Source organism: Chitinophagales bacterium (assembly GCA_020636495.1).
In the GTDB taxonomy this organism is placed as follows: Bacteria; Bacteroidota; Bacteroidia; order Chitinophagales; family Chitinophagaceae; genus UBA5543.
On record JACJXQ010000008.1, the window covers coordinates 798,965 to 813,007 of the forward strand.

Sequence of the window (14,043 nt, forward strand, 5' to 3'; positions counted from 1 at the left end):
AAAATATTTTCTTAGAAGCCGGATGTCAAACCGATCTGTACACCGCTGAATGCAGGCTGATAACGGCATACTCCACCTGTACAGTTGATACCTTCGACTTGTCTGTCATACGATATTGTGAACCTGTGCGGGCCGATAGTACGTGCCAGGAACACACTGTAGTAGTGCTGGCTGCCGGTTAGTGCATTGGGGCCCGGATCATAGTTGTACATGTCTGATACAGCTATTGACCATTTGGGAGCTATGTCAAACTCAACAAGCCCGAATATCCATGAACCGAAATCTTGCTTTGTGTTCTGGTACTCCCATTCCGTACGTATTGACATATTGTCATTTATAAGGTAGGTAAGTTCAAAGAATGGTGTCATGGCCACAACCAATGGAACGAGTGGTTTTACCTGGTACAATTCCTGGTTGTATTCCATGTATTGGTTACCTATATCAATGATAAATTTTTCCCAACCACGGTATTCAACGTCAAAATATGCTTCTCTGAATAGTTTGGTTTCGTTCAGTGTGTTAATATGTGTATAGTTAACCGTGATTGTAAGATTGTCATTTGGTGCTATCAACACGTCTGCTCCGCCTGCCATTTCTGAGAGGTTCTGCGAGGCAGGAGTGTACCTGGCCATGAGACGTTGAGGACGCAGGCGTGCTACAATAGGTTGCCAGTTAATGATACCACGTATCAAAATCTCGTTGGGAGAGGTACGCATCTCGAAATTTTCAGTACGCTTACCTGTCAGGTTTACAGCAATACCTTTTCTTGCCCAACCCAATGTTGTGAAAAATACATTGCCGGGTTTGTTATGTAATAACCCGTCAGCAGCTACTATTGCTTCTGCTGTTTTATATGACCCTTCTACAGACCAGGTGAAATCACCAACATTTAAAGTATTATAAGCCGTGAAGGCATACATATTATATTTGGGCACGAAACGGGTTGTAACATCCTGGCTGTTGATAGTAGAAGCAACCTGGTCCATACTGGCCTGGTCGAGCGTTCTGTTCAGAGCACCGATACCCGGTGTAAGGAACACCTTGTCACCAATAGAAAAGCTACCATCAATACTTGCACCCTTTATTACGGGTTTATACCTGTCAAATATGAATTTCGACTCTCCGGAAAAAGCTTTTATACTCAGGTTGTCAGATAATTCATATTTCAGGTGAATTCCAATTAATGCGTTATCTATCAGTAAGCCACGGTTCTCATATGCCCTGAACAATATACCATTACCTATCTGGTCATAAACATAACCAGCTGTAACTGTTAATTTATCAAATTCTTTACTAAGGCTCCATGCACCTATTCCATAACCATTCAGTGCCTGTATCGGATTGTATAAGTTAGAATTATGAAAAGCATCTGCACGAAGGGTAGCTGTAAAACCATCTTTATAATAACGCAAATTAAGCCACGCCTCTCCACCGCTCAAATAGTTATCATACAGGGGATTGTTAGCTGCATTGATCGCTGTGTCACGGTTATAAAATTTGGTATTCATCATTAAACTTCCTGATAGGGTTCCTGCATTCTGGGCCACAACACTTGTCGAAAATAATGATACGATTAATGTTAAAAGAACTGTAAATCTTTTCATTAACTACTATTGGATTGTTATAAAATTTTCCGAATTTAGAACCTTTGCCAAACTTTGGCAAGGTTTTCGTTTGTTTATTTAGTAAATAATATATGTATATATGAAAAAGCTTTTGGTATTAGCACTCTCAGTTTGTGTATCCACCGCTGTAATGGCCCAAAACACAGACCTTCCGGATACCCAGATCAAGGATGTAACTACGAATAAGAAAGTAGCATTCAATAGTACTTTCGAAAGTGGTAAAGTGACTTTGGTTAATTTCTGGGCAACATGGTGTGTGCCATGTAAAAAAGAGATCAAGATAGTTCGCAAGAACCTGGACGAGTGGAAAAAAGAAGTGGATTTCAACTATATGACTGTTTCGGTAGACGAAGCTCGTGCAGAAAGCCTGGTAAGGAGTTACGCTAAATCACAGGGTTGGGATTTTCCGTATTATATTGATCCGAATTCTGACCTTATGCGCTCACTTAATTTCCGTACCGTACCATTTACAATTATCGTAGATGGAAAAGGTAAGGTAGTGTATACGCATCAGGGATATTCACAAGGTGGTGAAAATGAATTATTTGCCAAGATCAAAGAGTTCAGCAAGAAGTAATTTTTCAAACATTACATTTATAAGACAAAAGCCCCGTACTCCGGGGCTTTTTCTGTACGTTGAATAGTTGTAATTTGTATCTGCAACACCTTGTTTATGAAACGAATACTGTTTCCCTTATTATTTGTGATAACAACAACTGTCGCATCAGCACAGTCATTTATTACAGCCGGTTTTGATGGTAACGGATTGAGTCACACGGGAATAAGACTGAAATATGCACACAATATCTCAAGATTGCAGTTTGCTGCTTATGGTTCAGTTGCTACAGGTGGGCTTTTAAAAGTGGGAGAACAAGGTAAGACCAGTACAAATGGCATTGCAGGTATTAGCCTGAATAAAGTGCCTGATACTACTAAGGGGCTCAATATATATTATGGTGTGTCTGTAGAGGGATTGGTGCATGACTATTTAGCCAAGAACAGTGGTGCACATTATATTGATCCGGCCATACTTTTCGGGCCTCAGCTAGGTATCAATGTATTTTTATCTGAACGGTTCTGTTTCAATGCTGAGTGGGGTATAAGGGCAGGTATCAATTATGGTCATGTTTTCCATTTGGGTGATGTAATTGGTTCAACGAGTCCTAGCTATTATGCAAGAGAAAACTCAGTGTTAATATATGTACCAACAACTATTGGACTTACATATAGGTTAGGACCGGGAAAAAAGTGAAAGGAAACACTATAATAAAACAGCCTCGCTCAGCGAGGCTGTAAGTGATACAAAATATTTCGGTTTTAGCGTACTTCTATTTCAAAATTCACCAGCTCTACAAATTCTTGTATGCGCTCTTCAATATCCTCGTTCGTGATCTCCTGCAGGCGCAGTGGTCCGAACTTCTCTACGCAGAACGATGCCATAGCTGAGCCTACAATGATTGCTGTCTTCATATTCTCGAAAGACACGTCTTTAGTACGTGCTATATGTCCCATAAAACCACCTGCGAATGTATCACCCGCTCCTGTGGGGTCAAACACTTCTTCAAGAGGCAATGCAGGTGCAAAGAACACATGCGTATCGTGAAACAGTAATGCGCCATGCTCACCCTTTTTGATGATAACATACTTAGGGCCCATTTGCTGTATCTTCTGCGCTGCTTTTACTAATGAATATTCACCACTCAGCTGGCGTGCCTCGCTATCATTCACCATGATAACATCTACCATCGCCATAGTCTTTTTCAGATCATCCAGTGCTACATCCATCCAGAAGTTCATAGTGTCCATTACTATCAGCTTCGGGCGTTTTCTCATCTGGTTGATAACGCTTGCCTGTACGGCAGGTACCAGGTTGCCCAAAAACAGGAATTCGCTTTCCGTCGATTTTTCCGGTATTTGCGGGTTGAAATGTTCCAGCACGTTCAGTTCTGTTACCAAGGTGTCGCGCGTGTTCATATCCATATGGTAGCGGCCGCTCCAGAAGAAGCTTTTGCCATCTGCAACTACTTCTACACCTTCAAAATCCACGCCACGGTGTTCCAGCTTGTCTATTTCTTCTTTAGGGAAATCACCTCCGATAATAGATACCTGGCGGATATCATTAGTGAAGTTTGACGCAGCCCATGAAGCATACGTGGCAGAACCGCCTATGATACGGTCTACTTTTCCGAACGGGGTTTCCAAAGCGTCAAAGGCCATTGAGCCTACTACCATTAAAGACATATATATTCAGTTTTTTTGCGCAGCAAAGGTAATATTATTTGCCTATTAGCCCGCCTCAGTCACGTTATTAGTTGAATAAGCAAACTCAGTTGCTAACTTTACGCCTATGAAAGCCATGCTTTTTGCTGCCGGGCTCGGCACGCGCTTAAAACCATTTACGGACAAACACCCCAAGGCTCTAGCCGAGGTGAATGGGAAACCCCTGCTGGAACATAGCATACGCTATTTGCAGAAGTATGGCATCTACGATGTTGTCGTAAATGTGCACCATTTTGCCGACCAGATAGAAAAAGTGCTGGCTGATAACAACGGCTTTGGCAGCAACTACGTAATATCAGACGAGCGTGATGAAGTGCTGGAAACCGGTGGTGGACTAAAAATGGCTGCACATCACTTCAAATTTGAAGAAGCATTTGTAGTGATGAACGTAGATGTACTCACCAACCTGCAATTAGATAAACTGATTGAAACACATCGCTCATCACATGCAGTAGCTACATTGGCCGTTATGCAGCGAGACTCGTCACGCCATTTGTTGTTTGACGATAAGATGCAGCTTTGCGGCTGGCAGAACAACAAGACAGGCGAAGCCAAAATAGTACACGCTGACAGGGCGGTATTGCCCTATGCATTTTCCGGTATACAGGTGCTGTCACCCAAAATATTTGATATGCCTTTCGAAGGCAAGTTCTCTATTATAGACGTGTACCTGCATTTTGCCGCTACTCATACCATAAAAGGCTTTGACCATACCGGTGATGTCTTCCTTGATGTGGGCAAGCCAGACGCCCTGCAAAAAGCATCTGAACTGTTTGAGTAAGAACAAGGCTCAATGTTGTTGAGCCTTGTTCTTATTTACTTGACTCATTTAAACTGATCCATTTAGCCTACTCCCATCTCGTTCAGGCGTTCTTTTACAAATGCGCCTAACTCAGAAACATAAGCCGGTGAGAAGTTGAACTGTATGCCTGCTACCTCATACAACTGCGGCAGCGTTTTGGTATAACCCAGGCTCAGTGCCTTCATATAGTTATCCATCGCCTGCTCCTTGTTGTTGCGGTACTGGCGCCACATAGCTATCGCACCCAGTTGCGCAATGCCGTACTCTATATAATAGAAAGGTACTTCGTACAGGTGCAATTGTTTCTGCCACATCACGGCGCGGTAGTCTTCAAAACCGCTCCAGTCTGTCAGGTGGTTGCTGAATTCGTCCAGTATCTTCACCCACTCTGCAGTGCGTTCTTCGTTGGTATGCCCCGGGTGGGTGTACAGCCAGTGCTGGAATTTATCTATTGTAGCTATCCATGGCAGTACGCTTATTACGCGCTCCAGCTCTTCCAGTTGCGCGCGTTTCAGTTCGTCAGCGTCTTTAAAGAACACATCCCAATGTTCCATGCTGAACAACTCCATACTCATGCTGGCCAGCTCGGCTATCTCCATCGGGTATTCTTTCAGCGACGACAATGGCAGCGGGTGTGCCAGGAATGAATGTACCGCATGGCCGCCTTCGTGCATCATCGTTATCAGGTCGCCGATGGTACCAGCAGCGTTCATGAATATGAACGGTACCCCGGTTTCGGGCAACGGGCAGTTATAGCCACCCGGCGCTTTGCCCTTGCGGCTTTCCAGGTCCAGGCGTTTCATATCCGTCATCGTATGCAGGCAACTGCTGAAGTACGGGCGCAGTTTATTGAATACCTGTGTCGACTTATCAGAAAGCTCAGCGCCTGTTTCAAATGGTTGCAGTGGCTCAGTGCCTACCGGCTCAGCACTGCCATCCCAGGGGCGCATTTTATCCAGGCCCAAGCGCTTGCGGCGGTGTTCGCTCAGCATTTTGTTCAACGGCAGTATATGCTCGCGTACCGCATCATGAAAAGCGAAGCAATCTTCCGGCGTATAATCAAAACGACCCAGTGCTTTGAACTTGTAATCCCTGTAATTTTTAAAGCCTGCATTCTCCGCTACTTTTTGCCTCAGTGCCAGCAGCTTGTTGAACAGTTCATTCAGCTGATCGATATCCTGCATACGGCGCTCCGCCACTTTGCGGAATATCGCTTCCCTCAACTCCCTGTCGGGCTTTTGCAGGAACTTGGCTGCCTGTTGCAGGGTGTATTCCTTACCATCGTGCTCTATCGTCATTTTGCCCGATATCACACCATACTGTTGCGCCAGAACGCTCATTTCGGCTTCCAATGGCACATTCTCTTCGCGGTACAGTTCTACGGCGTTCTTCACGCTGCGCAGGTAAGGGAAATATGTGTCCTTATCCAATTCGCTGACAAACGGGCAGGCCAGTAATTTTTTATTCAGCTCAAAGAAATAGGGCTTCATCTTAGGCTCTATCTCCATGCAGAAATAGGTGAAAGCCTCTTCTACCGCTTTATCCGTAGTGTCCAGCGTCATTTTTATCTGGCGCCATGCAGCGTCTTCACCTACTACCGCCTCTATCTCGCTCACATCGCTCATCCATTTTTCCAGCGCCTCTTTGCTGTCCAGTGGCCTGTTCTTCAGGTCTTCCAGGTAAGGCTCCAGCGACGGCCAGTCGGTCAGGGTATAACCTTCAGGTAAAAAACTCCTTTTTATCTTTTCTATCGGTTCGAATGTAAAACTCATGAGATCCTTTGTTTTATTGACGGTAGCAAAAATAAGCTTCCTATTCTAAACATTATGGTAAAGCAGGTGGTGCATTATGCTACAAAATGGTTATGTATTATAAGAAAATATCGTGTGTTGTCCCCGCTGTTCAAAACGTGCTTTTTAGTATTGTTTTGTATCGTTTTTGCCTGTTTTTCAGGGGGTGTATCTATTTTAGAGAACACCTTAAGTAATTGTGTATGTATAAGTGGGTTAGTAAAGGATGAAATTGTTAAGTGTTGTTAAGTAAATGATGATGGTTTATCGGCCTTAACGATTTCGCAGGCTCAGTTGTTAAGTAGTGTTAAGTAAATGATGGATTTTCTCTTAACAACTCAGTGGTGTTTCCTGGCTAATTGTTTGCATGGCAATATGTCAAAGAGCTTGGCTGAATATTCAGCACTAATAATATGTAAATATACGTAAAATTGTTTATGATAAAAATTATGTCTTTATGGGAATTTACCGGTGTTAAATCGACATACTCTGACCAGCCGGGTGATATTTACATGTCACACCTGGTTTCACTGTATGTTATTCAAAAAAAAGCCGTAACTTATATTGCTTTTAAAACCATATTATGAAAACCATATCGATAACTCTATTAGGTATATTATTCTCGTGGTATGCCCATGCACAATTGTGGCGGGTAGGGGCTGTAGTTACTACTCAACGAGATGCATCACTCAAAATAACCTACCAGGATTCTACCTGCTATTATTACGACTCTTCAGGACGTGGCAGTAACAAAATGGCGGATACTATTTTGTTCACTACATCGGACAGGTATTCTTTGCAACAGGGCAGCATGGTAAAGTTTGGCGACGTATGGGCACAGAAATTCGATCAGCAGGACAGGATAACGAGCCTGGTCACGTTGAATAATTCTTCCGCCGATACTGTGTCAGAAGATTTTTACATATACAGCCCTGGTGGCAGTCGCTTATTGTATTCAAAAGAATACACAAAATATGCAGGGCCTAATCAGCCAATATATTGGGCATGGGATAGTTATAGCTATACCTTCAATACGCAGGGGAAACTTGAGCGATTGATCTACAGACAACAGTGGCCTTCGTACCCGACGTTGACCACATATACTACTATATACACTTACGATTCATCGGGTTTCCTTATCAACGACAGCACTTCTTATCATAGTTTGCCCAGCCAGGGAAAATATACCCGGTCTGAATATGAGAACGACCTAAATGGTGACAGTGTTATAACGCGACATTATACATGGGATGAAGTAGATACCGTATACAGGCTCTCGCTTGCAAAAGCTTATACTTACGACACCGCCCGCAGAGTAATAGTGGATAGTAATATATACGGGGCTACTAATGGTGCTGTTCACTGGTACACCTACCATCCAAACGGAGACCTGTATCGGGACAGCTTCTTCACCACTATATCGTTGGGTGTGTCTACCTATGAATATAATACCCACGATAAAATTGCAAAGATCACTACGGAGGAAGTGTATAACTCGTATAAGAACACGATAACAAAGGTGTACTATTACCAGCACTACTGGCCTAAGAGCGTTGCGGGTTTAGATCAGTTGCAGGCTGATATTACGTTATATCCCATACCCGCATCAGGAACGTTGCATCTAAAAGGGCAGTTCAAAGAACCAGGGCAGTTGCGCATGAGTATTACAGATATCACCGGGAGGAGTTTAAAACAGTATACTTTACATACCGGAGCTGAGTTGAATGTTCAATTGCATATAGAAGATCTGGCTCCGGGTAATTATGTAATGAACTTTGAACAATCCGGGCACACTGTAAGTAAAAAGTTTGTTGTGCAGTAAGTGTTAAGCGGGACGCTTCAGCAATCTTAGGACCGAGCGATATGCCTGGACCAGTGGGCTGAGAGGAAATTCTTCAAAAGCCTATGAATGCATTCTGAACATGTGTCAGCATTACTCAGCTTGCGTTCATTTCTTTTATTTCGTTCATTTTGTCTTTTCTGTTGACTCAATGAGTCGCTATGCTTGTTGCTTCTCCAAAAGAAACGAACTCCCGCATGAGGCGGGACAAGCTCCGAAAAGGAGCCCCGTCCCTTAAGCTTCAAGGGACGGGATGTTTCCCTGATGGAACCACATTACTACTGCGCTGCCAAACTTGGGATATCGATGGCTTTAAGGTGCATAAAGAAGTATCTGTTTTAATGGAGTATCTGTTGCAGAAAGTTTGTCGGTTTGATTAAGCGGGACGCTCCGGTAATCTTAGGACCTAGTGAGATGCTTGGACCAAGGAAAACAACTAGGTATTAGCTGTAGTACTAAGTACCAGCCAAACACCTCAAGTGAATTGTTAGACGAATGTCCTTCGAAAGCATATACAGCAAAAGGGGCTAAAACAGGATTGTAAGAAGCCAGATAATTTGCTTGTTTAGGTATTTACACAAAATAATGACATAACCAAATAAAAATGATTGTTTTTTTATAATAAAATGTATTTAAGAAATACAGTTGTTATGTCGGTTTGGTTGTTCTAAGGTTTCTGGATGTTTGTGTTGCAATGTATCCGATGAACCGGTTCAAAAAAAGAGGAGTTGTGCGCGTAAACCGAAAAGCGTTAAACAGAGTAGGTAAAAACTTTTAAACTAAATTTTATGAAAAAAATTTTATTTGTATTAACACTTTGTTCTTTAGTAGGCTCAAGTGCCTTTGCAACAATCAAAATCACTGTAATGGGTTCAGGTGGACTTGAATCAGACGGAACAAAACATAAAGTGTGTCCTAACCAGCCTCAGTCTAATTCTTGTGCCAAGATTGACTTGCCAAGCAGTACTGCGTCAGGTACAGTTACAACAGACGTGGGGATGCCTACAGAGCAGACATATGATATAATTGAGCTGGAAGCAATGCCACCTGTAGAGCTCATTGAAGGCGAAAATACAGTTGGAGGTGATCTTATTCAGTTCATTCTTCTTGGTCCTGTAGAATAATTAACTCATTTTAAAAAGTAACTAATTATGAAAAAAGTATATTTATCAATTGCGATGATGTTTTTGACATTATTATCGTATCAAGATTCAAATGCTATGAAACACACGTTTCATGGTAGCGGAGGTATAGTTGTTGAAGGCGAAGACACCAAAATATGCCCTAATAGTGGCAGCGGAGCATGTGCTGTAGTTGAAGGTACATTTTGGGAACTGGCTAAGCTATGGTGGAATAGCCAGATTGTTGCGGATCACGATTTGGATAATGTCGATGTGACGTATTATCAGGACGGAATTCCGGTTGGTGTTACTTTGACAAACGTTAATATAACTATTGTTCAAGAGTTGGTTACATCTATAAACGAAGAACTTGAAGAAAGTGAAAGTATAGGTAACTATATCTTATTGCGGTAAGTATCTATATGGGATAGGAAAATTTCCTATCCCATTTTTTTAAAAAAAACATGACAATGAAAAAGGTAATAATTATTTTATTTCTGGCAATTATTTCTATCAATTCCTACGGAGAAGGATTATATGAAGCCAGCCCGTTTGCTTATACGAAAGATTCTGTTAGTTCGTTCTTTACAAAGAAGAGACTGACCGTAGCAAATAAATATTTGTACGTTATTTATTTTGCCCCGAGTGACTGTCCACGTTGTGAAGGACTTATAACACCGTTTGTTAATTTCCTTATCAACGGTAAGCATTGCACTATGGATGATATAGTGATGATAGTTGATTATGCAAATGCTGACGTTGCAAAAAAATATATAACTGACAATAATTTTAATGTCAAAAATGTTATTATAGATAATTCCGAGAGATTTTTCAATTATTTCTATAATAATACTAACCACCTGCAGGTGCCTTATTTTTATAAATTCAATGAGGACTTTGATTTGTTGAGATTTAATGCATTTTTAGGTATCGAATTGAGTCAGAAGTTGGCTAAAGAAATTGCTGAAGATTCAACAATTGTTCCTGTTACGGACTTAGTTCTGTCTGATGTCAAACAAGAGGAAGACTCTAGTGTAATAAATGATCAGGCGTATGACGCATTGAGTTTTGTGAAGGACATAGTTCTTGAACAAAGTGAAGAAGCAATGCCATCTAAGGCATCTTCTATATATTATGACATAGAAACGAAAAGAATAGCATGGTTGGATTATGTGTTATCAGCTGTTTACGTTTATGATGAAAATGGCAAGTTCGTCAAACAAATGGAACCTTCCGATTCTGAATTTGAGAAATTTTCCAAAATAGACATTGATACTGCAACATATAGTATGCTCAAACAAAACCTGTTGAAGGTAATCTATCTGAAAATTCTGAACCTGAATGATAAAACAGTGCAGTTGATAGGTTCGTTACCACGGCTATATATGACAGTTGAAGGTTCTGACACAAGTGTTGACTACTCTAATGAAATGTGCATAATTGATAAAGGCATTGATTCTGCGTCCACCATTGTGTCAACTATTAAATTTCCAGAAGAACTGAACAAAAAAGGTTTTTTCCCAAAACATGTAAATATATACACCTATGATTCTATGATTTTACTACCTGTATATAAAGGGTGGCCGGTAATCGGATCAAAAGGATTTGACTCGACTAATTATTCGGCTTCATACAACCCTTTTGTTGATTCTTTCTATGATTATACACCATTGTTTTATGCTATTGATACAAGAAATGACTCAATCAAGATAGTTGGTAATCTCAGTCAACAATTTAAGGATGATAAATCAGGTTATTATAATTACAGACCTAAATTTATTGCCAAAGACAACCGCCTTTACTTTCATGATGGATACAGTGGTTATTTTTTGGTGTACGACAAGAAATTTAAAATTATAGACACATTGTTTTGTCTGCCGGCTAAAAAAGGTATTGTCAGGAATACTTATAATAGTAATAATACAGAACAAACGCCCTTAGAATATTTGAATGCGACAAGGATGGATATAGACACAAAGATAGTGGATCTCAAAGTTGTGGGTAACCGATTGTTATTACTATATCAATACCGTGATGTAATGCTATTGAATAATTATAACCTTACTGATAGAACATCTTCGATATATAAAATTGATGATAAGACGAATAGCACTAATAAGCAAAATAAATATGCCATAAGCTGTACACAAGATAAGGCACTCGTTACAAAGGTATATGATGGCATTGCTAAAATAAGTTTTACAAAGTACATACAATTATAGTCATACGTAATTATTAGTTCGTTAGGCGAATTTGTTTTTAGGATAATGGGAAGTGCGCGAGTCACCTGATTTGTGCCTTCCCAATTAAATATTTTTCATCTGGTTGAAAGACTTACTGGTCAGAGCGTCTAGCTAAGACAAATGTTTTCTCTACCCTCGCCATTTCTTATTAAAAGTTAATGGGTGGGTTTTTCGGTGTGTTACTTTTGCCCTGTCAAACGTTAAGACAGGAAAAATGACTACTTCAACATAATCACGGGCTTTGGAGCCGGAGGATATTTACTGTTATATTGTATACTTCAACACCATACCTGTTATCAACCAAACCATACATGTTATTGCCAACCATTTCAGTATGGTATCGGTAGTGCTGCTTTTGTTGTGGTGATGCATATGGTTCACCTTGTGTTGTTCTCCTTTATGTCCGGGCAAAAATACCAGTGCCAGCACCACTACTGCAAAGGCGATATTGAGGAAGAAGGTGTAATTGAGTTGAAAATATTCTTTCTGCATAATAGTGACAGCGCCGCTATGCGGCAGCAGGTGAAATATATCCAGCCCGTAGTGCAGCAATAAGGATGAGATGACCAGTGATACGAACAACAGGAACAGGATGAACAACGACATCTTCCACCCATAATATTTTGCGTTGATCCTTAATACAGGCAGTACTACCAGGTCGCTGAAGATAAATGCCATCACCCCTGCAAAGCTCACCCCCTTGCCATACAGCAGTGCCGCGAGGGGAATGTTTCCCATTGACCCTATAAATGTGAAAAATGCAGCAACAGGCCCTACCAGCACATGTTCCAGCAGTGTAAAAAATGAATAGTCGCCGCCGGTCTTTCCTGAGTTGATGAACAAGGTGCGGAAAAACTCATCGGGTACAAAGGCGGCAATGATACCCGCAATGGTAAACCCTATGGTCACGTCTTTCCATACCATCTGCCACTCCATGTTGAATTGTTTTGCCACCTTAGCCCAGCTTTCGGCGGAGAATAACTTTTGTTTTGCAGGTAGCTCATCATCCTGTGTGTTATCATCCAGCTTATTTCGTGCGGCTGCTACCAGTTTGTCCGGCTTTATGATGCGCACCAGTATATAGCTGAACAGTATCAACAGGATGCCACCCACATATTCGCCCACCAGGAACTGCCAGCCCATGAATATGGAAATGATGATACCCAACTCGATGACCAGGTTGGTAGAGGCCAGCAGGAATGCTATGGATGAAATAAAACTGGCACCTTTTTGAAAGATGGAGCGAGTAGTGGCCAGTGCTGAAAAACTGCACGAACTGCTGATGAACCCGAAAAAAGTGCCCAGTAGTATATCTTTTTTGCCGGACCGTCCCATAGCCTTTTGCATGCGTGCTTCGGTAACGAACACCTGTATGATACTACTTATGAGATACCCGAGTATGAACGCCCATAATGCCATCCAGAAAAAGCCGACAGATGTGTAGGCAGCTTCTCCCCATTTGCTGATTAGATCTTTCATGTGTAGTTGCGTTATGTATATATAACGCCGCCGGGGCTGTTATGTTCAATGTTTCATTTCTTACCCAAAGTCAATGAATGGCGAAACGGGCAGAAATACCTTTGCCCTATCAAACTAAAACACAGAGCAATGACTACTTCAATTAACACAATAGCCAACCCTGTAAAGTATGCCAGGACAGCAGGTTGGCTTTATTTACTTATTGCCATAGCCGGCATGTACAGCATTGGGTATGTACCTGCACAGATAGTAGTGACCGGTGATGCACAGGCTACTGTCGCCAATATCATCTCGAAACAGGGCTTGTACCTTTCCGGTATCACGGGTGATATTATGGTCATGATTATGGAGGTGATGCTTACGGCTATGCTGTACCAAATGTTCAGGAATGTGAACCGCACCATTTCACTCATAGCTGCCTATGCACGTATAGCGATGACCATCGTCATGGGTATCAACCTGTTCAACTACCTGTTACCGTTGATGATACTCAAGGGGGCAGGCTATACCGACACATTCACACAAGAGCAGTTGAATGCCACCTGTATGTTCCTGGTCGAGGCTCACCAATACGGCATTTATATATGGCCGTTGTTTTTTGCACTTCATTTAGTGATGCTGGGTTGGCTGGTGATAAAGTGTGGTTACTATCCTAAATGGTTGGGGTTGCTGATGCTTACGGGCAGCCCGGGTTATGCAGGACATAGCATGATGAATATTACCGGCCTGGATAGTATCGCAGTGGTAGTGAATATCCTGCTGGCAGTATCAGTAGTTGGTGAATTAGGTTTCACCTTCTGGTTGCTGCTAAAGGGTGTGAATACAAAAAGACTTGCGGGTTATGGCTTTTAAAACTGCACCAC

12 protein-coding genes are annotated in these 14,043 nt (G+C 41.7%); 8 read left to right on the forward strand and 4 right to left on the reverse strand.

Annotated features, from left to right (window positions below; translation table 11 throughout):
• Positions 1–11: 11 nt before the first annotated feature.
• The gene (locus H6550_03545; protein ID MCB9045195.1) at positions 12–1,511 is read right to left on the reverse strand and encodes a hypothetical protein; all 1,500 of its coding nucleotides are present in this window, start codon (positions 1,509–1,511) and stop codon (positions 12–14) included.
• Positions 1,512–1,704: 193 nt separating this feature from the next.
• Here H6550_03545 and H6550_03550 point away from each other — a divergent pair, with 193 nt between their 5' ends.
• Both H6550_03550 and H6550_03555 read left to right on the forward strand, forming a co-directional pair.
• On the forward strand, positions 1,705–2,202 hold the full coding sequence (locus tag H6550_03550; protein MCB9045196.1) for a TlpA family protein disulfide reductase: 498 nt from the start codon (positions 1,705–1,707) through the stop codon (positions 2,200–2,202).
• Positions 2,203–2,298: 96 nt separating this feature from the next.
• On the forward strand, positions 2,299–2,877 hold the full coding sequence (locus H6550_03555) for a hypothetical protein (protein MCB9045197.1): 579 nt from the start codon (positions 2,299–2,301) through the stop codon (positions 2,875–2,877).
• A 65-nt stretch (positions 2,878–2,942) separates the two neighbouring features.
• On the opposite strand, the gene H6550_03560 is transcribed toward H6550_03555, so the two are convergent.
• Positions 2,943–3,866: a bifunctional hydroxymethylpyrimidine kinase/phosphomethylpyrimidine kinase gene (locus H6550_03560; protein ID MCB9045198.1), complete on the reverse strand. Its 924-nt coding sequence runs from the start codon at positions 3,864–3,866 to the stop codon at positions 2,943–2,945.
• A gap of 106 nt (positions 3,867–3,972) precedes the next feature.
• Between H6550_03560 and H6550_03565 the strand changes: the two genes are divergently transcribed.
• Complete coding sequence (locus H6550_03565) at positions 3,973–4,686, forward strand: nucleotidyltransferase family protein (GenBank protein ID MCB9045199.1); 714 nt, start codon at positions 3,973–3,975, stop codon at positions 4,684–4,686.
• A gap of 62 nt (positions 4,687–4,748) precedes the next feature.
• On the opposite strand, the gene H6550_03570 is transcribed toward H6550_03565, so the two are convergent.
• A complete protein-coding gene (locus tag H6550_03570) occupies positions 4,749–6,479 on the reverse strand; it encodes a M3 family oligoendopeptidase (protein ID MCB9045200.1) in 1,731 nt (576 codons plus the stop codon).
• A gap of 601 nt (positions 6,480–7,080) precedes the next feature.
• Between H6550_03570 and H6550_03575 the strand changes: the two genes are divergently transcribed.
• The 4 genes from H6550_03575 to H6550_03590 all read left to right on the forward strand — a co-directional run bounded on the left by H6550_03575 (position 7,081) and on the right by H6550_03590 (position 11,680).
• Positions 7,081–8,319 (forward strand): T9SS type A sorting domain-containing protein, encoded by a 1,239-nt coding sequence (locus tag H6550_03575; GenBank protein ID MCB9045201.1) that lies wholly within the window; start codon positions 7,081–7,083, stop codon positions 8,317–8,319.
• 806 nt (positions 8,320–9,125) lie between these two features.
• Positions 9,126–9,461: a hypothetical protein gene (locus H6550_03580; protein MCB9045202.1), complete on the forward strand. Its 336-nt coding sequence runs from the start codon at positions 9,126–9,128 to the stop codon at positions 9,459–9,461.
• Positions 9,462–9,488: 27 nt separating this feature from the next.
• Complete coding sequence (locus H6550_03585; GenBank protein ID MCB9045203.1) at positions 9,489–9,872, forward strand: hypothetical protein; 384 nt, start codon at positions 9,489–9,491, stop codon at positions 9,870–9,872.
• Positions 9,873–9,928: 56 nt separating this feature from the next.
• Entirely contained in the window at positions 9,929–11,680 is a 1,752-nt protein-coding gene (locus tag H6550_03590; protein ID MCB9045204.1) for a hypothetical protein, read from the forward strand.
• Between the two features lie 285 nt (positions 11,681–11,965).
• On the opposite strand, the gene H6550_03595 is transcribed toward H6550_03590, so the two are convergent.
• Positions 11,966–13,180 (reverse strand): permease, encoded by a 1,215-nt coding sequence (locus tag H6550_03595; GenBank protein ID MCB9045205.1) that lies wholly within the window; start codon positions 13,178–13,180, stop codon positions 11,966–11,968.
• Positions 13,181–13,309: 129 nt separating this feature from the next.
• Between H6550_03595 and H6550_03600 the strand changes: the two genes are divergently transcribed.
• Positions 13,310–14,032: a DUF4386 domain-containing protein gene (locus H6550_03600; GenBank protein ID MCB9045206.1), complete on the forward strand. Its 723-nt coding sequence runs from the start codon at positions 13,310–13,312 to the stop codon at positions 14,030–14,032.
• The last annotated feature ends 11 nt before the right edge of the window (positions 14,033–14,043 follow it).